Below are 23,355 nucleotides of genomic sequence, written 5' to 3'. Positions count from 1 at the left end.
CCCACCGCGCCGGTGGGGCCCGCAAAGGAGTCTCCGGCCTACTTGAGCGGCGCGAAGAGGGGGCGCAGGCCGGTGATGAGGCGGCGGATGACGGCGCGCTGCTCGGCCGGGGTGCGGCCGCGCAGGCCGAGGACGGGGTCGAGGCCGTCGTAGTAGGGGGCCAGCGCCAGATGCGGCAGCATCATCAGCATGACCGTCGCCAGCACGTCCAGATCGGCGTCCTCGCGGATGTCGCCGCGCTCCCGCCACAGCTCCAGCGCCGGGTGGATGACCTGCAGGTAGTGCTGGGTGGCGGTGTCGCGCACCACCGAGCGCACCGTGTTGTCGAGCTCGAAGTTGGTGGCCGCCGTGACCGCGCGTTCCAGCGGGTGGTCCGCCATGTACTCGGTCCACTCGCACATGACGTCGAAGAGCCAGTCGTCGAAGGGCTGATCGAGGTCCAGGCGGGAGATGCGGCGTTCCATCTCCTCGCGGATGCGCCGGGACGTCTCGTCGCACACGAACGCGTAGAACTCGAGCTTGTCGGAGAAGTACTGGAACAACGAGCCCTTGGCGATGCCGGCCTCGCGGGCGATGGTGTTCAGGCTGCCGGTCGAGTACCCGTGCTCGCCGAACTCGCGCATCGCCACTTCGAGGACCCGCTCGCGCTTGGCGACGTTGAGCCGGAACCACGTGGAGGTGGGCATGTGGAGTCGTCTCCTGTCAGCGTGCGCGTGGCCGACCGTTAGGGTACCGGTACGCAGCGGGGTCGGGCAGGAGAACCGGCGGCCGGCGCCGCTGCCGGGGCGCCGGTCAGCCCGCCAGGCGGATCAGGATGCGGCAGACCTCCTCGATGATCTCGTTGGCGTCCGCCTCGTCGTCGGCCAGCGCGATCTCCCGGCCCGCCTCGCCGATCACGGTGGTCAGCACCAGGCTGAGCACCTGCTCGGGCCGTCCGGTGCCGGCGACCCCGCGCAGCAGCTTGGTGTTCTGCCCGACCCACTGGCGGGCGCGGGTGCGGCGCATCAGCGAGAAGCCGGACGGGCCCTCCCCGCCGTGGAACAGCCGGGCGGCCTCCCGCCGCTCCCAGCAGACCCGCAGGTAGGCGCGGGCGCCGGCGATGAACAGCGCGATCGGTGCGCGCTCGCCGACCGCGCGGGCGGCGGCCACCGCCTCGGCTGCGCTGCGCTCCTGCTCGGCGCTGAGCTCCTCCCACAGCGCCAGGTACAGGCCGGCCTTGCCGCCGTAGTGGTGGTAGAGGCTGCCCACGCTGATGCCGGACCGTTCGACGATCTCGGCGATGCCGGCGTCGGCGTAGCCCCGGTCGGCGAAGACCTCCAGGGCGGCCGTCAGCAGCGCCTGGCGGGTGGCGTCCGCCCGCGCCCACTGCCGTCCCGTGCCCGCGCCCGTGCCGTTGCTCCCGGTCCGGGCCCTGCTCGTTTGCATGCTCACATGGTGCCTCACCGGGACGCCGTGAACCGGCCTGTTCGACACCGCCTGTTCGACGTTGCCTGTTCGACGCTGCCTGTCCGACGGCGGCGGTTCGGCGCCGGCTGTCAGTACCAGTGGTTGCGCTGCCAGAAGGCCCACGCACGGCAGGGGTCCTTGTAGCGGGCCTTGATGTAGCCGAGCCCCCAGGCGATCTGGGTGGGGGAGCTGGTGCGCCAGTCCGCGCCCGCGCTGGCCAGCTTGGAGGCGGGCAGCGCCTGGGGGATGCCGTAAGCGCCGCTGGACGGGTTCACGGCGCGTTCGTTCCAGCTGCTCTCGTGCATCCAGAGCGTCTCCAGGGACGGCCAGCAGCTGCTCCACCCCTTGAGGGCGTTCATCTTCTTGCCGTACGCCTTGTTCTGCGCGGCGGTGGGGTTGGACCGCGCCAGCCGTTCGCGCTCCTGCTCGGCCTTGAGCTTGGCGCGGGCGGCGGCGTCCCGCTTGGCCTTCTCGCGCAGCGCCTTCAGTTCGCGCTGCTGCTGCTCGTAGGCCCGCTTCTTGGCCTGCGCGACGGCGTCGGCGGCGATCGGGTCCATGTCGGACGAGGTCATCAGCGCCAGCATGTCGTTGGTCGACAGGTCCCCGGCGCCCGGCGGCGGCTCGGGATCGCCGGCGAACCGGTGCCAGTCGACCGCCACGACGGCCGTCATGACCGCCGCGATGGCCACGACGGTGATGGTGACGTTGCTCGTCAGCACACGCAGGAGCCGGCGCCGCTTCCGCCGTCGCGGGGCAGGGGGCTCGGCGTCGGCCTCGTGGGGCGGAAGATCGTCGTAGGGGCCGTACCCGTCGGTCGCGTACGGGCCGGTCCCGTATCCGCCCGTCTCGTATCCGCCCGTCTCGTATCCGCCCGTCTCGTATCCGCCCGTCTCGTACGGGGGCTCGTACGGGGGCCCGGGCTCGTGCGGCGCGCCTCCCGCGCGGCCTGCCGCCCGTCCCGTCCGTCCGTGCCGGGAGAGCCCCTGGGGACGTGACGCGGGGGTACGTCTGCGCGTGCCGTTGCTTCGAGGCATGGGAGTACTTTGCCTTATCGCCCGTCGGGTTTGGCCTTCGCTGCCCCTGTACGCGTCCGGGGACCGGTCCGGTTCAGGCCGTGACCGTCGGTCGGAACGGGGTCACAGGTCGGCGTCGCCGGCCGCCAGACGGGTCGGCTGCAGGGCGTCGAATATCTCGCGGTGCCGCCCGGCGAACGCGCCGAGCGCGCCGTCGGGCGACTCCAGCGCCTCGTTGGCCGCGGCGGCGCGCCGACGGCCCTCCTCGGTGATGGACACCAGGGTGGCGCGCCGGTCGGTGGGATGCGGGCGCCGCACGACCAGGCCCGCCTCCTCCAACTGGTCGACGGTCAGCTTGACCGTCGTCGGGTGCAGCAGCATCAGCCTGCTGAGGGTGCCGAGCCGGGCGTGGCCCTCGCGGGTCAGCGCCAGCATGGTCAGCAGGAAGTAGCCGGTGCGGCCGAGATCCAGCCGCTTCAGCTCAACCTCAAGGGCCTTGGTGAGGAGGTGGTGGAGCCGGGCCACCGAGCACATCGCCATGAACGGCCAGGGCGCGCCGGGCAGTCCGCGTTCGGCCCAGCGCTCCTGTACACCGCTGACCAGGGGATCGTCAACGCACCTCGGCGTGGGTGTTCGCACCGGACGATCGTAGCCGCGTTATATATCGGAAGTAAGTACTCGCTTCTTAGAGCTTCCTGGCCTAGAGTGCTCTAGATCACACCGGTGCTCCCGGGGCTGCGTGCGGCGGGAGGGGAACGGGGTGAGGTATCGGACCGGCGTCCGAGCACGAAGGAGGGCTGGCATGTTCCTTCCCCCCACCCCCGCAGGGGAGGGATCCGGCTGATGGCCCCCTCGCTCGTCACGGGCCTGGCGAGGGCACCCGACCTGGCCCGGCGGCGCGTCGAGAGGGCGCTCGACGAGACCGGCCTGCTGTGCGTGACGTTCCTGGAGGGGCTGCGCCGCACCTGGGACCTGCGCCAGTGGTGGGGCGAGTTCATCGAGCAGTGCTGGTTCCTGGCCCGGGTGACCAGCCTGCCGGTCATGCTGATCGCGATCCCGCTGGGCGCCACCATCTCGCTGCAGGTCGGCGACATCGCCCGGCAGCTCGGCGCGCAGTCCGGCACCGGCGCGCTGCTGGTCGCCGCGATGATCCAGCAGGTGGCGCCGCTGGCCGCGGCGCTGCTGGTGTCGGGGGTGGGCGGCTCGGCCATCACCTCCGACATGGGCGCCCGCAACATCCGCGACGAGCTGGCCGCGCTGGAGGTGATGGGCATCAACCCCGTGCACCGCCTGGTCACGCCGCGGCTGTGGGCGGCCAGCACGGTGTCGGCGCTGCTGTGCTCGGTGGTGATCCTGGCGGGGGTGCTCGGCGGCTACTACTTCAACGTCGTCCAGCAGGGGGTCAGCCCCGGCGCGTTCTTCGACGGGGCCACCACGCTGCTGCAGTTCTCCGACCTTGCGGTCACCCTTTTCAAGGCGTGGGTCTTCGGGTTCATCGCCGCGGCGGTGGCCTGCTACATGGGCATGAACTGCGACTACGGACCGGTCGGCGTGGGCCGCGCGGTCAACAAGGCGGTGGTGGTCACCTCGATCGTGGTGTTCACCGCCAACTACGTGATCACCATGATCTACCAGGTCCTGTTCCCCCCGAGGTTCTGAATGGTCGCCATCTCCCCGGTACGCAGGATCGGCCGCGCGGTGCGCGGGCGCACCGCCGGCCTGGGCGCCTCGCTGAACCTGCCGGTGTTCCTCGGCCGGGTGCTGTACCACCTGGCGGTGGACATCGTGCTGCGGCGCAAGTACGGCAGGACGCTGGCCCGCCAGGTCAGTGACATCACCGTCGGGGTGGGCGCGCTGGTGATCGGCGGCGGCATGATCTTCGTGATCGCCACCATGTCGCTGGCCACCGGCGCCATGGTCGGCCTGCAGGGCTATCCGGGGCTGGAGCGCATCGGCGCCGAGGCGTTCACCGGCCTGGTGGCCAGCTACTCCAATGTCCGCGAGGTCACCCCGATCATCGCCGGGGTGGCCCTGGTGGCGCAGGTGGGCACCGGTTTCACCGCCGAGATCGGGGCGATGCGCATCTCCGAGGAGATCGACGCCCTGGAGGTCATGGGCATCAACTCGCTGGCCTACCTGGTGTGCACCCGGGTCGCCGCCGGGGTGATCGCGCTGGTGCCGCTGTACCTGGTGTCACTGTTCATGGCGTTCGCCGCCACCCGGCTGATCACCATCGAGTACTTCGGGCTGTCGCCCGGCATCTACGACTACTACTTCCATCTCTACCTGCCGCCGATCGACGTGTTCTACAGCGCCGTCAAGGTGGCGGTGTTCGCGTTCATCGTGATGTTCGTGCACTGCTACCGCGGTTACTACGCGGCCGGCGGGCCGGTCGGCGTCGGGGTGGCGGCGGGCCGCGCGATCCGGGAGTCGACGATCCTGATGATCCTGACGAACCTGGTCCTCTCCTACATCTTCTGGGGCCACGGCGGCACCGTGAGGCTGACCGGATGAGCGGCGTCCCGATGAACGGCGCCCCGGCCGGCGGGAGGCGCCGATGAGCGAGGAGCCCCTGTCGGGCCGGGCTCGGCTGATGTTCGGCCTGCTGGGCACCGGGGTGCTCGCCGCCGCCGCACTGGCGGCGGCCGCCGGGGCCCGGGAGGACACCTCCGGCTCGACGTACTACACCGCCTCGTTCGGCCGCGCCGGGCAGGGCCTGGACCCCGGCCGGTCGGACGTGAAGATCCGCGGCATCACCGTCGGCACCGTCGATCGGGTGACCCTGGAACGCGACGGCCGGGTGACGGTGCGGCTGCGGCTGGACGCGGGGGTGCGCGTTCCCACCACCGCCGGCGCCCGCATCGAGCCGGTGTCGGTGTTCGGGCCCAAGGACCTGGCGCTCGACCTCGGCCGCGGCGAGGGCAGGGGCCCCTACCTGGCCGACGGCGGACGCATCACCCGCACCGAGGACCCGCGCGAGCTGTCGGAGACCGCCTGGCCCGCGTACCGGCTGACCCAGGCCATCAACCCCGACGAGGTGACCGCCATCCTGCGCACGTTCGGGGCGGGGCTGTCCGGGGAGGGGCCCGCGCTGCGCCGCACCATCGACAACGGCGCCAAGGTGATCGACGCCGCGCACGCCAACCGCGCGGTCATCCGGCGGCTGATCGGCGACCTGGACGGCCTGTCCGGCGAGCTCGCCGACAGGGGCGACACCGTCACCGCCCTGTCCCGTGACTTCAACCGGCTGTCGCCCGCGCTCACCGGACGCCCCGACAAGGTGTCGCAGCTGCTCGACCAGTCCGCGGAACTGGCCGCCAAGGTCGGCACGTCCCTCGAAGGCCACGGCGCCAACCTCGGCAAGGTCGTCGACGGGGCGGGCGACACCGCGTCCGTGCTGGCCTCGGGCCGCCGCAACATGCCGGTGATGCTGGACGACCTCAGCGGGTTCTTCGCGATGCTGTCGCAGGTCATCCGCGTGCAGGGCCCGCAGGGCACCATGCTGGGGCAGATCGCCGACACCCTGCCGCTCGACCTGTGCCAGACGTTCGTCGACCTGTGCCCGACCAGGACGGCGCGCACGGCGTTCGACCAGCCGATCAAGACGGTGGTGCAGCGGTGAGCGGGCTGGGCGGCATCGTCCTGCGCGGGCTGGGCATCCGGCGCGGCCGGGGCCGCAGCGCCCGCGGCCCCGCGCCCGGCGTCGCGTTGAAGTTCGCGGTGTTCGCCGTGCTGACGCTGCTGCTGACGGTCTACATCGGCCAGCAGATCCTGGGCACCAGCCTGCGCTCCCGCTACCGGCTCACCGCCGTGTTCGACGACGTCACCGGCCTGCTGGAAGGCGACGTCGTGAAGATCGCCGGTGCCCCGGTGGGCCGCGTCGAGGACATCAGGGTGCGCGACGGCAAGGCCGTGGTGCGCATGGCCATCGACGACGACGTGCGCATCCCCGCCGACTCCACCGCCGCGATCCGCTGGCGCAACGTCGCCGGGCAGCGCGTGGTGTACCTGGAGCCCGGCACCAGCCCCGCACGGCTGGGCGACGGGGCGCGGGTGCCGCACACCCGCTCGGTCGTCGACCTCGGCGAGATCGTCAACAGCCTGGGCCCGCTGACCCGCAACCTGGACCCCGACCAGCTCAACAAGATCCTTTTCGCGCTGGCGCAGGCGCTGGACGGCAACGCGCAGAGCGTCAACCAGATGATCGACAACCTGGACGCGCTGCTCAGCACGTTCGCCGCCCGCCGGAAGACCATCGAGCAGATGATCGACGACTATGAGACCGTCTCCGCCGCCGTCGCCGCCCGGGACAAGCAGATCGCGGCCGCCGTCGACAATCTCACGGAGCTGACCCGGGTCTTCGCGGGCAACCACCGGCTGCTGGAGGACGCCGTCGTGCAGATCTCCGGAGTCACCACCGACCTCAACAAGGTGCTCGGCGGCAACGAGGCCCAGCTGTCGCGGATCGTCCGCAACCTCGGGGTGTTCGCCGACACCTTCCGCCAGAACGTCGACCAGCTGGAGAAGATGGTCCAGCAGCTCCCGCTGACGATGCGGCAGCTGTTCGCCGCCGTCAACGGCGGCCACTTCATGCGCACCAACGCGCTGTGCCTCAATGTCGTCCAGGGGCCGTGCCCGTTCCCCATGGAGCTGCCGGGCTCGCAGAGCAGCGGCAGCGGCGGCGCGTCCGCGACGTCGGACGGGCCCACCGAGGAGGACCTCGAACAGCTCAGGCGCATCCTGCGGGGTGGTCGCTGATGGCGCTGAAGTCCCTGCGAGACGTCAACCACCGGATCGTGGCGATCGTGACGCTGTCGGCGCTGACGGCGGGCTGCGTGTTCGCCTTCGCGGTCGGGCAGCTGCACCTGTTCGACCGCGGCTACACCATGAGCGGGGTGTTCTCCGACACCGGAGGCCTGAAACCCGGCCAGGACGTGCGGGTCGCCGGGGTCAAGGTCGGACGCGTCACCTCCGTCGAACCCGACTTCGACAAGGGCCACGTCATCATCACCTGGCACGTCGACGCCGGGATCGACCTCGGCCCGCAGACCCACGCCGACGTGCAGACCACCACCCTGCTCGGCGGCCGCTACCTGCGCCTGTCCGGCCCGGTGACCGAGCCGAAGATGGCCGACCTGCCGCAGGCGCGGCGGCGCATCCCGCTGGAGCGCACCAGCGTGCCGTACACCGTCCCGGACGCCATCGAGGGCGCCCAGAACATCGTCGGCCGCCTCGACCAGCGCAGCGTCAACAAGCTGCTGGACGAGATCAACAAGATCGAGTCGCCGGACGCGCCGAAGCTGCGCCGGATGCTGGTCAACGTGCAGGAGCTGGCGCGCACCCTCAACGACAGCTGGCCCGAGGTGCGCCGGCTCATCGACAGCAGCCGCAAGGTCACCGGCACGCTGGCCGCCAAGGACGAGCAGCTTCGCGAGATCATCAACGCCGGGCAGGTGCTGCTGCAGGCGCTGGTGCAGCGGCGCGACGAACTGGCCGCCACCATCGGGCAGGGCAGCCGCACCGTGCGCACCCTGTCCAACGTCATCGAACGCAACCAGCGCGAGATCAACGGCCTGCTGGACAACCTGCACCTGCTCACCACCCGCCTGGCGCCCAACATGGACGCCCTCAACACCGACTTCGCGCTGATCGGCCCGACGCTGTTGCAGGTCGCGGGCATCAAGGGCAACGGCGACTGGATCGAGGGGGTGCTGATCGGCCTGGGCCCGCTGCAGCCGCCCGGTCCCATCTCCACGCGGCGCCCGTCCACCGGGCAGCGGGGCGGCGCCACCGGACGGGAAGGGGGCGACTGATGACACCCGGACCCGCCGCCCTGCGCAGGGCGCTCCCGGCGGGGCTGTGCCTGCTGGTGACGGCGTCGCTCGGCGGGTGCTCGCCGGTCCCGCGGCCCGACGCCGGGCAGCGCACGATGACCGTCTACTTCACCAAGGCCCGCTCCTTCTACAAGGAGTCCAAGGTCAAGATCATGGGCGCGGACGTGGGTCTGGTGGACCGCGTCGAACCCCAGGGCGACCGCGTCAAGGTCACCTTCCACCTACGCCGCGATATCCGGCTGCCGCGCGGCGTGCGGGCGTCGATCGTCCCGCTGAACCTGGTGGGCGAGCGCAACCTGATCCTGCACCCGGTGTGGAAGCCGGGCATGCCGGTGGAGACGGGCAACGTGATCCCCATCGAGCGCACGCACGTGCCCGTGGAGGTCGATGACGCGCTCACCTCGTTCACCAACCTGGCCACCGCGCTGGACCCCACCAAGACCCGCACCGCGCTGGACCGCGCCGCCCGCTCCGTCGACGGCAACGGCCGCGAGTTCAACGCCACGCTGGAGCAGAGCGCCCGCCTGGTGGAGAACGTCGCCGGGCAGGACAAGGAGCTGATCGAGGTGGCGCGCAACCTCGACCGCCTGGCCGGGGTGGTGCGCGGACGCGAGCAGGTGCTCGGCCAGATGATCAACGACTTCTCCGCGGCCACCCGGGTGCTCAGCGCCGAACGCGGCGAGCTGCAGGACCTGATCCGCGGCATCCTCGCCCTGGCCGACAACGGCGGCAAGCTGCTCGACAAGTACAAGGGGCAGTTGCCGTCCGACCTGGCCGTGCTCACCCGCACCGCGCTGGTGCTGCGGGGCAACTCCCGGCAGATCGCCCAGCTGATCGAGGCGCTGCCCGGCCTCAACGACGCGCTGATCGGCGGCTACAACCCCGAGAACAAGTCGCTGCAGATCCGCTTCGCCACCGACGCGTTCCTGCGCACGTGGCTCAAGGGGCTGCTGGACGACGACGACGTCGCCTGCCCGCTGCCCCCGCCCAACTCCAACTGCCCCTGGCAGAACGGGACGCAGGGAGGCGGCGAATGACCATCCGGGCGAACGCCGGGGCGGCGGCGGCCGTGTGCGCGCTGGTCGCCGCGCTGCTCGCCGGCTGCTCCATCCGGACGGCCGGCGCGCCCCGGGGCGGGCTGACCCTGACCGCGACGTTCGACGACGTGCAGGGGCTCGTCACCGGGCACAGCGTGCAGATGTCGGACGTCAAGGTCGGCACGGTGACCGGGGTGCGGCTGAACAAGCGCACCTTCACGACCACGGTCACCATGTCGATCAAGGACGGGTACCGGATCCCGCGCGGCACCCGCGCCGAGATCAAGGTGACCTCGCTGCTCGGCGAGAACTACGTCGACCTGGTGCTGCCGCCCGGCGGCCGCACCGACCGCGGGCCGTTCCTGGCCGACGGCGCCGAGATCGCCGACACCAGCGTGCAGCCCTCCTTCGAGCAGGTGGTGGGGCAGGCCGGGCCGCTGCTCAAGGCGCTGGCCAGTAACGACGTCGCGGCCGTCGTCAACGCCGGGGCCACCGCGCTGGACGGCAACGGCGGAAAGCTGAACACCATCGTGGCCAAGAGCGGCGACCTGCTGGCGACCTTCGCCCGGCAGCGGGCCGAGCTCGGCCGGTCGGTGGACCGGCTCGCCCGGCTGGGCCGGTCGCTGGCCGAGGGCGGCGACGAACTGGCACGCACCCCCGCCGAGCTGGAGAAGACCACCCGGCTGCTCAACGACAACAAAGAGGAGATCCTCACCACGGTGCGGCGGCTCACCGAGCTGGCGGTGCAGCTCGACGACAAGGTGCTGGAAGGCCGGATCCAGCGGTTCCGCGACCTGCTGCGCGACCTGGACCCGGTGCTGGCCACCCTCGCCGCCAACCGGCAGCGGCTCACCGACCTGGTCGACGGGCTGGTGACGTTCACCCAGAAGCTGCCGCTGGCCACCTACGACGGCCAGCTGCTGATCTATCCGCTGCTGAAGATCGTGTGGCCGGACGGCACCCCGGTCGTCCCCAGCGGGAACAACAGCGGGAGCAAGGCGAACGGGAGCGGCGGCGACGGGACGCAGTCCGGGAAGCGGTCCGGCACGTCCCAGAACCCCCTGCCGGATATCAACGAGCTGCTGGGGGGACGGCCACGATGACCCGGCGCGTCGCGATCAACCTGGTGGTGTTCGCCGTCCTCGGCGTGGTGATGGTGTTCTGGGCGTTCCGCAACGTCGTCCGCTTCGACTTCATCGACCGGCCCTACCACATCACCGTGGAGTTCGAGTCGTCGCCGGGCCTGCATCCGGGTTTCGAGGTGGACTACCTCGGCGTGCGGGTCGGCAAGATCGACTCGGTGCGGCTGGACGGCGGCCGGGTGGTGGTGCGGCTCGACATGGAACGCGGCGTGCGGATACCGCAGGGCGTCACCGCCGCCGCGGCGCGCAAGTCGGCCGTCGGCGAGCCGGTGGTCGAGCTGACGCCCGGCCCGGGGCAGGGCGACGCGCCGCCGCTGCGCCCGGGCGCGGTGATCCCGGTGTCGAAGACCAAGGTGCCGCCCAAGTACAGCGACCTGTTCGACTCCGTCCTGGACTCGCTGGAGGCCGTCGACCCCGACGACGCCCGCGTCCTCACCCATGAGCTGGCCGAGGGCTGGTCCGGCCGGGACGGCTCGCTGCGGCAGATCATCCGCGGCTCCGATCAGCTCACCGCCACGTTCGCGAGCAACAGCGAGCTGCTGGACGGCCTCACCCGCGACCTCGGCAAGATCACCGAGGTGCTCAACCGGAACCGCGGCCGGCTCGGCGAGGGCATCGACGACCTGGCCGCGCTGACCGCGGCGCTGCGGCAGGTCCGCGGCGAGCTGACCAGGCTGCGCGACGACGGCCCCGACCTGCTCGACACCGTCAACGGCCTGCTGGACAAGACCACGCCCGACGTCGAATGCGCCGTCGACACCCTGGCGAACTGGGGGATCCGGCGGCACAACCCCGACCCGCTGGACGACCTGCGCCGGACGCTGGAGATGGCGCCGCAGCTGAACGAGGTGCTGCGCAACGTCGTCGGCCGAGACCAGGGCAAGCCGGTGCTGAACGTGGTCTTCCTGGTGACCCTCGAGAAGCAGGCCGCCCTGGAGTACCGCTACCCGCTGCCGCAGCCGCGCGCGTCGCAGATCCCCGACTGCCCGGACGGCCGGCAGCCCGGCGTGACCGGGCAGAAGCCCTACAAGGCCAAGGACCCGGGGGAGACCATCCCCACGCACGACCCGTCCGTGCAGCAGGCCGGCGACGAGCTGCAGGCGCGCAACGCCGCCGGCAGGTCCGCGCAGGACGGGTCCGGGGGGCCGCCCGGGTGGCTGCTGTACCTGCCGCCGCTGCTCGCCGTGCTGGTGCTGATCAGGGTGGCGGCGGGCTCCGTCCCCGTCCTGTCCCGCCTGTCCCGCCTGCGGCGCGGCAGGAGATGACCCCGACCCCGAGGAGCATCCGAAGTGACAGACAGCGAGAACACGGCCGCGCAGCGCCCGGGCGGCAAGGGAGCCGCGCCCGCCGACCGGCCGCGCCGCAGGCGCCGCGTGCGGGTCATCGAGGTGCTCGACGACGAGGACCTCGACGAGATCCTGGACGCCATCGAGGCCGAGGAGGAGCAGGCCGAGCCCGCCCCGAAGCCCGCCACCGCCGAGGCCCGCCCGGCGGAGAAGCCCGCCCCCGCCGAACACCCCGCCGAGGCCGAAGAGGACGACAAGGCCGACGCGAACGACAAGGCCGCCGAGGACGCCGTGTCATCCCCCGGACCGGCGCGCAAGTCCGCCGACTCAGGCGAATCGTCCGCCGACACGTCCGCCGACACGTCCGCCGACACGTCCGCCGACACGTCCGCGGACGAGCCCGCCGCGGCGGACGAGCGGCCACCGCGCCGCACCTTCCTCGGGTTCGGGACCGGACAGGCCGTGGCCGTGGTGCTGCTGGTCGCCGTGCTGGCGACCGTGGCCGTCTGGCAGTGGCGCAGCGCGTCCGCCCGGTCGTCCGCCGAGGACGCGCGCGACGAGGTCGCCAAGGTCGCCGCCGCCTACGGCGACGCGGCGCTGACCTACAACGCGTCCAACTACCGGCAGAACATGGCGCGGGCGCAGCGGCTGATGGGCGGCGACCTGCTGGAGTACACCAAGACCACCCTGCTGTCCAACCTGGACAGCCTCTTCAAGAACAGCCCCAAGGGCGAGTTCCGCTCCAAGACCAGTCAGGTGTTCGTGGGCACCGTGGACGACCGGTTCGCCACGGCCGTCATCTCGGTCGACATCACGGTCAGCAACGCGGGGCAGTCCGCCGAGGAGCCCGCCACGCTGCTCCGCCTGGCGCTGTCCAAGATCGACGGTGAGTGGAAGGTGACCCGGCAGTACGCCTCGGGCGTCAACGACCAGAACCGCGACACCGGAACCCTCGGCGGCGTGACGAGCAGTTCCCCGTCGCCCAGCGCAACCTCCACCGGCAAGGAGGCTGAATCCGGCAAAGACGGCAAGGCCGACGGCGACGGCTGAGTCGGGGTGTGGCAGTGTGCGCCCTGTGCGGGAAGTCGTGCGGGGCGCACACGCGTTGCCAGGGGCCGGGACGGGGGAGGAGGCGGGTATGGGGACGCCCGCGGAGAGGGACGGGCTGGTCGGTGAGTTCGGCGTGCTGCTGGCCGCGGCGGCGCTGCTGGAGCGCATCGCGGGCCGGGAGCTGGAGCGCCGCTGCGGCATCCGGCATGTGATGTTCGAGGTGCTGCTGCGGCTGTCGGACGCCGACGGCCCGCTCACCATGGGCCGCCTGGCCGAGCAGCTGATCCTCACCAGCGGCGGCATGACCCGGCTGGTCGACCGGATGCAGGCGGCCGGGTACGTGCGGCGGCACGCCGCGCCCGGCGACCGGCGGCGGCAGCTGGTGGAGCTGACCGACGCCGGTCGCGCCAAGCTGGCCGAGGCGCTCGACGTGCACGCCGCCACCCTGGAGCGCCACTTCGCCGGGCCGCTGGCGCCCGAGCAGCGGCGCGGGCTCGTCGAGGCGCTCGCCCTCCTGCGCGAGCACGCCCGCCGCGAACTCGGCAGCCTCGGCTGACGCGCGCGGGCGGCCGGCGCTCACGGGCGCGTCGTCAGGACCGTGCTCACGGCGACCGGGATCACGGCGAGCAGGGCGAGCAGGGAGACGCTCTCGCCGAGGAAGAGCATGCCGAGGGCGACGCTGAACAGCGGCGGCATGAACTGGGCGACGCTGGCGCGGCCCGGTCCCACGCGTTGGATCAGCAGGAGCCACAGCGTCATGCCGAGCACCGAGGCGCCGAAGATCAGGAACACCAGTTCGCCCGCCAGCGCGCCGGCGATGTGCCCGGGCGGCAGCGCACCGGTCGCCGCGGCCGCGACGAGCAGCGGCACGGCTCCGACCAGGGCCTGCCACCCGGTGGCGAGCAGGGGGTCGCTGCCCGGCCGCACCAGCCGCGGGGTGAGGTAGGTGCTGGCGGCCAGGGCGATGACGGCGCACACGCCGAGGGCGACGCCCCGCCCGCGGATGGCTCCGGCGTCCAACCGGTCGAGCGCCGACAGCACGATGCCCCCGACGCCCAGCACGAGGCCGACGACGTGCACGGCGCGCAGCCGGCTGCTTCCGGTCACCGCGCCCGCGCCCAGCACCAGCAGCGGGGTGCCGGCCGACAGCACGGCGGCCATCCCGGCCGACAGGTGCGGGAGCGCGACGCCCATGACGCCCAGGTAGCCGGTGTTCGTCAGCAGCCCCGCCACGGACCAGCGGAGCAGTTCGGTCCGGGCCGTGCGCAGGCGCCGCCGGCGGAGGGCGAGCAGGACCAGTCCGGCGCCGGCGCAGCGGACGCCGACCACGAACGTGCCCGCGGCGTGGTGCAGCGCGAGCTTGGTGGCGACGAACGCCCCCGCCCACAGCAGCGCCCATGTCACGGCGATGAGGAGGGTGACCGTGCGGACCCTGACGGCGGTGTCCGCACGGTCGGTCGAACTCGTCAGCGTCATCGAGCGGGGACTGTCATCGGGTGGGGACCGCGCCGAGGCGTTCGGCCTTGCGGGCGACCCCCTTGAGGAACCGTTCGGTGTCGATCACGTTGCGGCCGTGGACGCCCGACGCCGCGACGGCGCCCTCATCGTCGACGGCCTCGACCTCCCATTCGAGGTAGTTGCCGTCGATGAGGGTGCAGCGGGCGGTGACCGTCAGCCGGGCGCCCGGCGGGGTGGGCGCGCTGTGCCGGATGTCGACCTTGGTGCCGAGGCTGCCCTCGCCGTCCTCCAGGACCGGCCGCAGGGCCAGGATGCAGCACCACTCCAGCAGGCCGACCATGAACCCGGTCGCGAAGACCTCCGGCATCTTCCGGTAGTCCTCGGACTCGGGGTACAGGTGCGGCACGGTCTTGTCGCCGGGGACGACGTATTCGAGCTTCTGGACGCTGCCGACGGATATCGCGTCGCGCATGGCGTGTCCTTCCGGTCAGAGTGTGAGCGTGCGCTCGCGGGCGGGGATGTAGGTGCCGAGCACCATCTCGGCGAGCCGTTTGCGGTTCACGTCGGCGGTCCCGGAGGGCGCCTGGGTCATCAGCGCGTCGTTGAGCAGCTGCACGGCGCCGGTCAGGGCATGGCAGCCGCGGGCGCCCATGAGCTCGGTCGTGGCGATCGCGCCCTGCACCGCGCCGTCGCTGGCGAGCAGCTTGCCGACCAGGAACCCCACATCGTGCTGCTCGCCGACGTCGACCCGGTCGCCGGCGTGGTAGAGGGCGAGGCGGGCGGTGTAGAGGTTGGTGAACATGTCCGAGAGCCGCCGGTGCACGGCCTCCAGGTGGTGCAGCGGCCGCCCGTACAGGTGGCGGGAGCGGACGTGGGAGCAGGCCAGGTCCAGGCTGGACTGGGCGAGGCCGAGCGCGACCGCGCCGATGTTCGGCTTGCCGTGCCGGGTGACGACCGCGTGCGCGATGCCCAGGCCCTCGCCGACCCGCCCGACCAGGTGGGAGTCGGGCACCCAGCAGTCCTGGAAGATCACTTCGCCCAGGGAGAAGCCCCGCAGCCCGGCCAGGTCGTGCTCTTCTCCGGTGCGGCAGCCGGGGGTCGAGGACTCCACGACGAACGCGCTGAGCGCCGACGCGGAGTTCTCCTCGGAGGTGCGGGCGATGACGCCGTGCAGGTCGGCGATGTGGGAGTTGCCGATGAAGCACTTGCGGCCGTTGAGCAGCCAGCCGCCGTCGACCCGGCGCGCGGACGTGCTCATGCCCAGCAGGTGCGAGCCGGACTCGGGCTCGGTCATGCAGATCGTCATGACGTCCTGGCCGCGGGCGAGGCTGGGCAGCCAGCGGGCGCGCTGCTTGTCGCTGCCGAAGTCCAGCAGCAGCCCCGTGCCCAGCGAGGCCGCCGACAGGGACGCGCCCAGGGCGGGGCGGTACCTGGTGGCCTCCTCGATCGCGGCGATCTTGGCGACCGTGCCGAGGCCGCGCCCGCCCCAGCGGGTGGGGATGGCGGCTCCGGTCCAGCCGAGCTGCTCCAGGACCGCGTGCATGTCCGGGAGGTCGCCATCGGGGAGGTCGAGTCGTTCGAGGTCCTGACGTACTTGGTGCCGGTACTGCTCGGCCTGGTCCCAAAACCCTGGGCTCATCGAACCTCCAATTGTGTCGGAGCGTTGACAACCGACCCGGACATCATTCACGAGTTTGTGTAATGTGAATGATGGCGACAGAGTAAGTAGGGTGGGGGCGGTCCGCAAGGCGGGGGACAGTGTGATCGTGGTTACATGGTTCACGGACCTGTGAACCATGGTTGTGTGCTGGGGGAGCACTGTGCACGCGTCATCGCATCCGGAGCACCGGGACGACGAGCAGGGGGGAGCGGTCGGCGCGGCCGCGGATCTCGCCGCGGAACTGGCGTCTCCGGTGCGCCTGCGGGTCCTCACCCATCTCGCCCGCGAGGGCGCCTGCCAGGTGCGCGAGATGTCGCAGACCCTCGGGCTCGGCGACTCCCAGCTGTCCAACCACCTGGCCCGGCTGCGCCGGCGGGGCCTGGTGGAGGTGGAGCGGTCGGGGCGCTTCGCCACCTACCGGCTGGCCGACCGCGACATCCGGGAGCTGCTGGACGTCCTCTACGCGGCCGTCGGCCACCCTGGCGTCCAGGACGCCACGCCGAACCGCCGGGCCGCGCTCGCCTACTGCCGCTCCTGCTACGACCACCTCGCCGGCGAGCTCGGCGTCCGCCTGTACGAGTGGCTTCTCCGGCGGGGGGCGCTGCACCAGGACGACGACGGCAACGTGGACTTCGGCGAGCAGGCCGAACGCGCCTTCATCGACCTCGGGGTGGGGCTCACCGCGCTGCCCGCGGGGCGCCGCCACCTGGGCTTCGCCTGCCGCGACTGGACGCAGGGGCGCTACCACCTCGGCGGCGCGCTGGGGGCCGCCCTGCTGTCGGGGCTGTTCGAGCGAGAGTGGCTCACCCGCGAACCGGGGAGCCGGGTCCTGCGCCTCACCGGATCCGGCGAGCGCAACCTGCTCGCCCTGCTGCCGCGCGAATGAGCGCGAATGACGGCGAGGGGCCTCGCGGCGGCGAGCGCCCCTCGCCGTTCAGACGCCCTGCGTCGGATGCCGCGTCCGATGCCGTGTCAGATGCCGTGTCAGATGCCGTGTCAGATGCCGCACCGCGCCGGAACCGGGCGGTGCCGGGACCGGCGCGTCGGCGGCGGTGTCACAGATAGCGGGCGGCGGCGGTCTCGGCGGGGGCGTCGGCGCCGGTGACACCGCCGGGGCCCTTGGGCACGCCGTCGTCGATCTCGGCGGGCGCGTTGATGGTGACGCGGTGCATCTTGCGGCGCTGGGTGTAGTCGGCGACCGCGTAGTGCTGGGTGGGGCGGTTGTCCCAGAACGCCAGGGTGCCGACGCGCCAGCGCAGCCGCACCTGGAACTGGGGGTCGCGGACCGCGTCGAACAGCAGCGGCAGGATCTGCTCGTTCTCCCGGCGGGACAGGCCGATCAGCCGGGTGACCGACGAGCGGTTGACGAACAGCGCCTTGCGGCCGGTCTCGGGGTGCACCCGCACCACCGGGTGGATGACCGGCGGGTTCTTCTCCTGCATCTCCCGCAGGTCCAGCCGGTGCCCCTTGGCGATCGCCTTGGTGACCGACATCGTCAGGTCGTGCTCGGCGTACAGCTCGTCGCACAGCCGCCGCAGCCAGGGCGCCAGCGACTCGTACACCAGGTACATGTTGGCCCACAGGGTGTCGCCGCCGATGTCGGGCAGGATGACCGCGCGCAGCAGCGAGCCCATGGGCGGGGTCTTCATGAAGGTGTTGTCGCTGTGCCAGGAGTCGCCGCCCTCGCCCTTGGGGTCGGTCTGGTCCAGGACGTGCACGGGGCCGCCGGAGACGTCCATGGGCGGCAGGTTGGCGGTGCCGAACTGCCGGGCGAACGCCACGTGCTGCTCGTCGGTGATGTGCTGGTCGCGGAAGAACAGCACCATGTGGTCGAGCAGGCCCTGCCGGATCGTCTGCACCTGCTCCTCGTCGAGCGGCTTGCCGATGTCGACGCCGGTGACCTCGGCGCCGATGTTCCGGGTCACGGGGTGGAATTCGATCATGTCCTGGGGCCTCCCCATCGATCACCAAGCAATCGCTAGGTTGATGCTAACCGATGGAGGTGGACAGCTGTCCAGAGGCGGGGGCGGCCGGAATCAGCGGGAGTAGTGCTCGACAACGAGCTGCTCGTCGCAGATGACCGGGATCTCCGCGCGCGTGGGCAGCCGGGTCAGGCGGGCGACGAGCCCCTCGTGCCGCACCTCCAGGTACGGCGGGACGCGGTCGGCGTGCGCGCCCGCCGCCGCCTCGACGAACGGCGCCATGCGGCGGCTGCGCGCGGCGATGGAGATCACGTCACCGGGCCGGACGCGGAACGACGGCCGGTCCACGCGGCGCCCGTTCACCAGCACGTGCCGGTGCACGACGAACTGTCGGGCCTGGTAGATGGTGCGGGCGAACCCGGCGCGCAGGACGAGCGCGTCCAGGCGGCGCTCCAGGTCCACCAGCAGCGCCTCGCCGGTCTTGCCCTCGGACTTGGCGGCCTTGGCGAAGGCGTTGCGCAGCTGGGCCTCGCGGATGTTGTACTGCGCGCGCAGCCGCTGCTTCTCGCGCAGCCGCAGCTTGTAGTCCGACTCCTGCCTGCGGTCGCGTCCGTGCTCGCCGGGCGGGTAGGGGCGGGCCTCGAAGTACTTGACGCTCTTGGGGGTCAGCGGGATGCCGAGCGACCGGGACAGCTTGATCTTGGGCCGGGGGTTGTTCACGGTCCTCCTCAGGTGATTAGGTAAACCTTAGTTAGGTAAGCCTAACCTACATTGCCAAGGAGGGGCCGTGAGCGACCAGCCAGCCGTGAGCGAGCAGCCGCACGACGGGGCGGGCGTGCGCCCCGGGCGGCGGGGCCGGCCGTCCCGTCCGACGGCGGGGGAGCGGGCGCGCACCCTGGCCTACGGGGTCGCCGACGGCGCCCTGACGGTGCCGGACGTGCCGTACGCCCCCGTGGCCGCGCACGCCACCGACCCCGACGGCCGCCCGTTGCTGCTCGTGGAGGCCGCATCGCCCGTCGTCGCCGCCCTGCGCGGCGAGCCCGACCTGCCCGCCGTTCTGCAGATCGGCGACGTGGCGCCGGTGCCGTTCCCCGACCGGGTGCGCGGGCGCGCCTGGCTGCACGGCTGGCTCGTCGAGGTCCCCGCCGACGAGCGCCCGCGGGCGGCGGCGGTGCTGGCGCGCCTGCACCCGCGTCCGGAGGTCCTCGGCATCCGGGCCGCCGGGCGGAACGCGTACGGGACCGGGCCGTGGCGGCTGCTGGCGCTGGAGGTCGCCGAGGTCGAGATCGAGGACCCCTGGGGCGGCGCCACCGTCGAACCGGAGGAGTACGCCGCCGCCGCGCCCGACCCGTTCGTGGTCGTCGAGGCGGGGGTGCTGTCCCACCTCGACGGCCATCACCGCGACGAGCTGGCGGCGCTGCTGCGCGGGCTGGTCGGCGGCCGGGCCCCGTCCGGGCCGGAGGCGCCCTGGAACGAGGGGCTCGCGGCCGTCGCGCGCGCCGAGACGGTGCGGCCGCTGGCCCTGGACCGGTACGGCATGTGGCTGCGCTGCGCCCACCCTGGGGAGGACGGCGCGCCGCCGTGGACCGCGGACGTGCGGATGGTGTTCCCCGAGCCGGTCAGTGATCTCCCGGGTCTGCGGTGCGCGTACCGGCGTCTGTACGCCGCCGCGTTCCGCTGAGCGCCACCACCTACGTGGACGGGAGCCGGTCACCCCGTAGCGAAATCCGAGTCGATTGCCGGTGTTGTCCCGGATGTCAAAACCGTCGTCGTCGGGTGATCCTCAGAACTCCGGCCGTGGGCGGCCCGCGGCGCCCGGCCCGGCCCGCTCCGGTGCGTCTTGCGGGGTTGGCGATCCGGGGCGGGAATCGGGGACGGGCCCTTCCGGCGTCCGGGGCGTCCTGGCCGGGTGACGGTGGTCCGGCGCCGCGGTGTTCACGGGGACGCGGCCCGGGCCACTCTTCGTGATTGGATCTGTCGGCGCCGCGCGTCCCGCCCGCACCCTGGGGATATGACCGATGCATACCCGACGAATGCCCCATCATCGGACGCACGACGTTCAAACGGACACCATCCGCAGACGCGGACCGTCCATCCGCCCGTCGAGACGCCCGTCGGGAGCCGGCCGCTGAACGTCCCCCTCTACCAGGGGCACCTGTTCGCCTTCGACGACGCCGACGCCATGGCCGCGGCGTTCGACGGCCCCCGCGCCGCCTACCTGTACGGCCGCATGGGCAACCCCACCGTGCGCGCCTTCGAGAACGCCGTCGCCGAACTGGAGGGCGGCGCAGGTGCGTACGCGGCCGCCTCCGGGATGGGCGCGATCAGCGCCGTGCTGATGGCGCTGCTGCGCACCGGTGACCACGTGATCGCCCAGTCCGGTCTGTACGGCGGCACGTGGGCGCTGCTGCGCGACCTGCGCGAGCGCTGGGGCGTCGAGGTCACCGAGGTCTCCGGCCAGGACGTCGGCGAGGTGCGGGCCGCGCTGCGCCCCACGACCCGCCTACTGTACCTGGAGACCATCGCCAACCCCATGACGCAGGTGGCCGACATCCCCGCGCTGGCCGCCGCCGCCCGCGAAGCCGGGGTCGCCACCGTCGTGGACAACACCTTCGCGCCGCTGCTGTGCCGTCCCCTCGAGCACGGCGCCGACATCGTGGTCCACTCGGCCACCAAGTACATGGGCGGGCACGGCGACATCGTCGGCGGGGTCGCGGTGTTCGCCGACCCCGCCGTGCACCGGCGCGTGTGGGACCACGCCGTCGAGCTGGGCGCCACCGCCGACCCGTTCGCCGCCTGGCTGCTGCTGCGCGGTCTGGTCACGATGCCGATGCGCGTCGAGCGGCAGTGCGCCACCGCGCTGGAGCTGGCCCGGCGGCTGACCGCCCACCCGTCGGTCGAGGGCGTCCGCCATCCGGGGCTGCCGGACCATCCGCAGCACGAGCTGGCGGGCCGGCTGCTGTCCGGCGGCTACGGCGGCGTGCTGTCGTTCGACCTGGCGGGCGGGCGCGAGGCCGGACGGGCGTTCATCGAGTCGGTGCGGGTGGCGTCGCTGGCCGTATCGCTGGGCGATGCCGCGACGCTGGTGATGCACCCGGCCAGCACCTCGCACCGGCAGCTGGACGCCGCAGCGCTCGCCGCCGCCGGGATCGGGGAGGGCACCGTCCGCGTCGCCGTCGGCCTGGAGGACACCGGCGACCTGTGGGCCGACTTCGAGCAGGCCCTCGCCAAGGCCGCCGGCTGACCCCGGGGCCGAGTGCCTGGCCCCCGGGGGGCTACCGGGTCCGTCCGTAGTGCTCCGGCCCTCAGGCCGGGGAGCGCATCAAAGGTAGAAGCCGGTCGCGCCGGAGGGGGCGTCCTCGTCGTCGGGGCGTCCCCCGCTCCGGCGCAGGGCCGCCAGCTCCGCCAGCGTCGCGCCCTCGGCGGGGACGGCGTCCCGGGCGGGCGAGTCGTCGCCCAGCCACGCCAGCGCCTCCTGCCGGGTGAGCCGCCCCACCTCGATCTGGGCCAGGCAGCGTCCCGGCCGCACCACCGCGGGGTGCAGGCCCGCGATGTCCTCGTTGGTGGTGATCGCCACCATCACGTTGCGGCCCTGCCCGAGCATCCCGTCGGTCAGGTTGAGCAGCCGCGCCAGGCCCTGGCCCGTCGCCCGCTTGGCGTCGCCGCCGATCAGCTCGTCGCAGTCCTCCAGGATGAGCAGCCGCCAGCGGTCGGTGTCGTCCTCGTCCTCGTCGCCGATGGCGACGCGCAGCAGGTAGCTGGGCGTGCCGAACAGCGCCTCGGCGTCGAGCACGCAGTCGGTCTGGCACCACGGGCTCCACGCGCGGGCCAGCGCCCGCAGCGCGGTGGTCTTGCCGGTGCCGGGCGGGCCGTGCAGCAGCAGGAGCCGCCCGTGCGCCTCGCCGCGGCGCAGGTTCATCACCCGGTCCAGCTGGCGGGCGACGCGGGCGGTGTAGTTGCCGCGGATGTCCGCCCAGGCGTCCGCGCTGATCGTCCGCTCGGTGCGCTGCGGGCATTGGGCCAGATGCCAAAAGCCCATCGGCACCGCGGCTCCGTCGGTCTTCGGCGGTTCGACGGCGTCGCGCAGGCACTCGTCCATGACCGAGTCGGCCAGCTCCTCGCTGACCGCCGACACCTCGATGAACGCGGTGCCGTTGGTGTAGCGGATGGTCAGCAGGCTCCAGCCGTCGCCCTCGGCCAGCTCCGCCACCCGCGCCCTCTCCCGCACCGCGCGCACCACCCGGGCGGTCGGCGGGCGCAGCGGCGCGTCGGGGCGCACGCGGTCCAGGCGGGTGGACCGCCCCCACGGGTGCTGCCCGGTGGCGAACGGGCGCAGCGACATGACTTGCATCACGTCGGCCTGGCTGCTGCTCTCGTCGAGGTTGAGGGCCACGGGCAGCCCCAGATCGTCGCCTCCGAAAACCGGTGTGAGGGCGGGGGTTGGCTGCTGCCGGGCCTGGGGGAGGCGGACGACCTCCTGGGGCCCCTCCTTGGCGGCGGACATGCCTTCGATGATCGGGTGTATCGGCCGCAGCCGTCCAACGAATTAGCCGAGGGATCGCCGTGTACGCCCCATCTCTGCCATGGTGGGAGGGACGTGATCCTGTGAAGGGGGATGAGCATGGAACCGTTGGACGCGGCGGCGGACGCGCACGCGCTCATCCGGGACCTGCTCCCGGTGCTGGCGCCCACCGCCTGGTTCGACGGCGGAACCTCGGAGGTCGTGGTGCCGGTCGGCCGGTCCGAGGCCCGCGCCTCCACCTGGACGCTGCTGGAGCGGTGCGCGCGGGCGCCGCGCCCGGCCTGGCCGCGGCTGGTCGACGAGTGGGTGTGCGAGGTCCGCGACCGCGCCTTCATGGCGATCGGCGAGATGGAGCTGTTCGGCGACCTGCGCGAGCTGCTGCGGCTGCGGATCGTGCCGAAGCTGGACCCGCGCGACCGGGAGGGCCTGGTGGTGGTCCCGGCCGGGGACCACTTCGACGCCATGGTGATGATCGAGCATCCCCGGTACGGCGGCCCGCTGACCAAGGCGCGGGCCGGGCTGCTCGGGCTGCGCCGCCTCGGCTATGTGGTGACCAACACCCACGACCGGGAGCTGGCGGACGTGGTGGCGCGCGAGCAGCCGCTGCTGTTCGGCGAGAACGTGCGCGTCGTCACCAAGCCCGGCAGCCGGTACGTGTCGGCGCTGCTGGGGGAGATCGAGCAGTTCCTGCCCCGGCACAACCCGTACGGGGCGCTGGTGGGCGTGCCGAGCCACAGCACGCTGCTGCTCTACCCGATCAGATCGACCTCGGTGCGCCGGGTGCTGCCGGTCTTCGCCGACGTGGTCCGCGAGATGCACGACGACGCCGACGACCCGTGCGCGCCCGGCGTGTACTGGAGCCACGGCGAACGCCGCCTCACGCCGCTGCGTCCGCCCGCAGACCTGGAGGGCTCCACCGAGTTCGCCGCCATGCTCCGCCGCCTGCCCGACGAGTGAGCCGCCGGGCTCGCGCCCGGCCGCGGGG

The 23,355-nt window shown here is 72.5% G+C and carries 24 protein-coding genes; 14 read left to right on the top strand and 10 right to left on the bottom strand.

Annotated features, from left to right (window positions below; translation table 11 throughout):
• Positions 1 to 38: 38 nt before the first annotated feature.
• The 4 genes from QSK22_RS16380 to QSK22_RS16365 all read right to left on the bottom strand — a co-directional run bounded on the left by QSK22_RS16380 (position 39) and on the right by QSK22_RS16365 (position 3,098).
• A complete protein-coding gene (locus tag QSK22_RS16380) occupies positions 39 to 686 on the bottom strand; it encodes a TetR/AcrR family transcriptional regulator (protein ID WP_285495043.1) in 648 nt (215 codons plus the stop codon).
• A gap of 106 nt (positions 687 to 792) precedes the next feature.
• The gene (locus QSK22_RS16375) at positions 793 to 1,425 is read right to left on the bottom strand and encodes a TetR/AcrR family transcriptional regulator (RefSeq protein ID WP_285495042.1); all 633 of its coding nucleotides are present in this window, start codon (positions 1,423 to 1,425) and stop codon (positions 793 to 795) included.
• Positions 1,426 to 1,535: 110 nt separating this feature from the next.
• A complete protein-coding gene (locus QSK22_RS34020; RefSeq protein WP_502872319.1) occupies positions 1,536 to 2,480 on the bottom strand; it encodes an aggregation-promoting factor C-terminal-like domain-containing protein in 945 nt (314 codons plus the stop codon).
• A 102-nt stretch (positions 2,481 to 2,582) separates the two neighbouring features.
• Entirely contained in the window at positions 2,583 to 3,098 is a 516-nt protein-coding gene (locus QSK22_RS16365) for a MarR family winged helix-turn-helix transcriptional regulator (protein ID WP_285495041.1), read from the bottom strand.
• A gap of 204 nt (positions 3,099 to 3,302) precedes the next feature.
• Here QSK22_RS16365 and QSK22_RS16360 point away from each other — a divergent pair, with 204 nt between their 5' ends.
• The 10 genes from QSK22_RS16360 (at position 3,303) to QSK22_RS16315 (ending at position 13,364) form a co-directional block, all read left to right on the top strand.
• Positions 3,303 to 4,118, top strand: a complete 816-nt coding sequence (locus QSK22_RS16360; RefSeq protein WP_285495040.1) for an MlaE family ABC transporter permease — start codon at positions 3,303 to 3,305, stop codon at positions 4,116 to 4,118.
• A complete protein-coding gene (locus QSK22_RS16355; RefSeq protein WP_285495038.1) occupies positions 4,119 to 4,973 on the top strand; it encodes an MlaE family ABC transporter permease in 855 nt (284 codons plus the stop codon).
• A gap of 43 nt (positions 4,974 to 5,016) precedes the next feature.
• Positions 5,017 to 6,081 (top strand): MCE family protein, encoded by a 1,065-nt coding sequence (locus QSK22_RS16350; RefSeq protein WP_285495037.1) that lies wholly within the window; start codon positions 5,017 to 5,019, stop codon positions 6,079 to 6,081.
• Entirely contained in the window at positions 6,078 to 7,217 is a 1,140-nt protein-coding gene (locus QSK22_RS16345) for an MCE family protein (RefSeq protein WP_285495036.1), read from the top strand. Before QSK22_RS16350 ends, QSK22_RS16345 begins: the two co-directional genes overlap by 4 nt.
• Positions 7,217 to 8,272, top strand: coding sequence for an MCE family protein (locus QSK22_RS16340; protein WP_285495035.1), 1,056 nt, complete (start codon positions 7,217 to 7,219; stop codon positions 8,270 to 8,272). The genes QSK22_RS16345 and QSK22_RS16340 overlap by 1 nt, the downstream gene beginning before the upstream one ends.
• Positions 8,272 to 9,330 carry an MCE family protein gene (locus tag QSK22_RS16335; protein WP_285495034.1) on the top strand — a complete coding sequence of 353 codons (1,059 nt, stop codon included), beginning with the start codon at positions 8,272 to 8,274 and terminating at the stop codon, positions 9,328 to 9,330. The genes QSK22_RS16340 and QSK22_RS16335 overlap by 1 nt, the downstream gene beginning before the upstream one ends.
• Complete coding sequence (locus QSK22_RS16330; protein WP_285495033.1) at positions 9,327 to 10,433, top strand: MlaD family protein; 1,107 nt, start codon at positions 9,327 to 9,329, stop codon at positions 10,431 to 10,433. Before QSK22_RS16335 ends, QSK22_RS16330 begins: the two co-directional genes overlap by 4 nt.
• Positions 10,430 to 11,737, top strand: coding sequence for an MCE family protein (locus QSK22_RS16325; RefSeq protein ID WP_285495032.1), 1,308 nt, complete (start codon positions 10,430 to 10,432; stop codon positions 11,735 to 11,737). The genes QSK22_RS16330 and QSK22_RS16325 overlap by 4 nt, the downstream gene beginning before the upstream one ends.
• Before the next feature lie 24 nt (positions 11,738 to 11,761).
• Positions 11,762 to 12,808: a prolipoprotein diacylglyceryl transferase gene (locus QSK22_RS16320; RefSeq protein ID WP_285495031.1), complete on the top strand. Its 1,047-nt coding sequence runs from the start codon at positions 11,762 to 11,764 to the stop codon at positions 12,806 to 12,808.
• Between the two features lie 88 nt (positions 12,809 to 12,896).
• Complete coding sequence (locus tag QSK22_RS16315; RefSeq protein WP_285495030.1) at positions 12,897 to 13,364, top strand: MarR family winged helix-turn-helix transcriptional regulator; 468 nt, start codon at positions 12,897 to 12,899, stop codon at positions 13,362 to 13,364.
• Positions 13,365 to 13,384: 20 nt separating this feature from the next.
• Here the strand turns inward: QSK22_RS16315 and QSK22_RS16310 are convergent, their stop codons facing one another.
• Genes QSK22_RS16310 through QSK22_RS16300 form a run of 3 tightly spaced genes read right to left on the bottom strand, consistent with a single transcriptional unit; the run spans position 13,385 to position 15,905 of the window.
• The gene (locus QSK22_RS16310; RefSeq protein ID WP_285495029.1) at positions 13,385 to 14,284 is read right to left on the bottom strand and encodes a DMT family transporter; all 900 of its coding nucleotides are present in this window, start codon (positions 14,282 to 14,284) and stop codon (positions 13,385 to 13,387) included.
• 13 nt (positions 14,285 to 14,297) lie between these two features.
• Positions 14,298 to 14,738: a thioesterase family protein gene (locus tag QSK22_RS16305; RefSeq protein ID WP_285495028.1), complete on the bottom strand. Its 441-nt coding sequence runs from the start codon at positions 14,736 to 14,738 to the stop codon at positions 14,298 to 14,300.
• A 15-nt stretch (positions 14,739 to 14,753) separates the two neighbouring features.
• Positions 14,754 to 15,905 carry an acyl-CoA dehydrogenase family protein gene (locus QSK22_RS16300; protein WP_285495027.1) on the bottom strand — a complete coding sequence of 384 codons (1,152 nt, stop codon included), beginning with the start codon at positions 15,903 to 15,905 and terminating at the stop codon, positions 14,754 to 14,756.
• A 181-nt stretch (positions 15,906 to 16,086) separates the two neighbouring features.
• Here QSK22_RS16300 and QSK22_RS16295 point away from each other — a divergent pair, with 181 nt between their 5' ends.
• Positions 16,087 to 16,812, top strand: a complete 726-nt coding sequence (locus QSK22_RS16295) for an ArsR/SmtB family transcription factor (protein ID WP_285495026.1) — start codon at positions 16,087 to 16,089, stop codon at positions 16,810 to 16,812.
• A gap of 169 nt (positions 16,813 to 16,981) precedes the next feature.
• On the opposite strand, the gene QSK22_RS16290 is transcribed toward QSK22_RS16295, so the two are convergent.
• Together QSK22_RS16290 and rpsD are read right to left on the bottom strand one after the other, a co-directional pair.
• A complete protein-coding gene (locus tag QSK22_RS16290) occupies positions 16,982 to 17,869 on the bottom strand; it encodes a TauD/TfdA dioxygenase family protein (protein WP_285495025.1) in 888 nt (295 codons plus the stop codon).
• A 93-nt stretch (positions 17,870 to 17,962) separates the two neighbouring features.
• Positions 17,963 to 18,568, bottom strand: a complete 606-nt coding sequence (gene rpsD / locus QSK22_RS16285; RefSeq protein ID WP_285495024.1) for a 30S ribosomal protein S4 — start codon at positions 18,566 to 18,568, stop codon at positions 17,963 to 17,965.
• Between the two features lie 67 nt (positions 18,569 to 18,635).
• Between rpsD and QSK22_RS16280 the strand changes: the two genes are divergently transcribed.
• On the top strand, positions 18,636 to 19,529 hold the full coding sequence (locus tag QSK22_RS16280) for a DUF2470 domain-containing protein (RefSeq protein ID WP_285495023.1): 894 nt from the start codon (positions 18,636 to 18,638) through the stop codon (positions 19,527 to 19,529).
• Between the two features lie 330 nt (positions 19,530 to 19,859).
• Positions 19,860 to 21,092, top strand: a complete 1,233-nt coding sequence (locus QSK22_RS16275) for a trans-sulfuration enzyme family protein (protein ID WP_285495021.1) — start codon at positions 19,860 to 19,862, stop codon at positions 21,090 to 21,092.
• Positions 21,093 to 21,170: 78 nt separating this feature from the next.
• Here QSK22_RS16275 and QSK22_RS16270 read toward each other — a convergent pair whose 3' ends face one another.
• Positions 21,171 to 22,352: a DUF5925 domain-containing protein gene (locus QSK22_RS16270; protein ID WP_285495020.1), complete on the bottom strand. Its 1,182-nt coding sequence runs from the start codon at positions 22,350 to 22,352 to the stop codon at positions 21,171 to 21,173.
• Positions 22,353 to 22,469: 117 nt separating this feature from the next.
• On the opposite strand from QSK22_RS16270, the gene QSK22_RS16265 reads away from it, so the two are divergent.
• A complete protein-coding gene (locus QSK22_RS16265; protein WP_285495019.1) occupies positions 22,470 to 23,327 on the top strand; it encodes a hypothetical protein in 858 nt (285 codons plus the stop codon).
• Positions 23,328 to 23,355: the final 28 nt, after the last annotated feature.

The organism is Actinomadura sp. NBRC 104425 (assembly GCF_030269545.1).
Classification (GTDB): Bacteria; Actinomycetota; Actinomycetes; order Streptosporangiales; family Streptosporangiaceae; genus Spirillospora; species Spirillospora keratinilytica.
The sequence above is the reverse complement of the archived record's forward strand: the minus strand, read 5'-3'. Positions and strand labels throughout refer to the sequence as shown.